The 336-nt window shown below is 79.2% G+C and carries 1 protein-coding gene; it reads right to left on the bottom strand.

The genetic code is table 11. The features are described from left to right. A partial coding sequence (locus tag PUR61_RS14005) for a class II fructose-bisphosphate aldolase (RefSeq protein WP_329879146.1) occupies window positions 1-336 on the bottom strand: 336 nt, incomplete at both ends.

Here is a 336-nt window from a genome sequence, read left to right as displayed (position 1 = left end):
GCGTCGCGGGTGAGCATCGCGTGGGAGCTGCCCACGGCGACGGCCAGTGCGTCGACGGCGGTCGCCGTGGCGAACGCGCACGCTTCGCGGGGGTCGGTGCGGACACCGGGGGCGTGCGCGCCGTCCTTTCCGCCGCTCTCGCCCAGTTCGGCCTCGACCCAGACGCCGGCCCGGTGGCAGTACTCGGTGACCTCCCGGGTGGCGGCGCTGGTGGTGGCGGGGGCGTGTTCGAGGCGGGGGCGGGCGCCGCCGAGCGCGTGCTCGGCGGGCCCGGCGGCGTAGGCGGCGCAGCCGCCGCCGTCGCCGTGGGCTCCGGCCTCGATCCGTCCCCGGATG

Origin of the sequence: Streptomyces sp. BE20, from assembly GCF_036322525.1 — a bacterium.
Classification (GTDB): Bacteria; Actinomycetota; Actinomycetes; order Streptomycetales; family Streptomycetaceae; genus Kitasatospora.
Note: the sequence above shows the minus strand (reverse complement) of the source record. Positions and strands in the feature narration are given on the sequence as shown.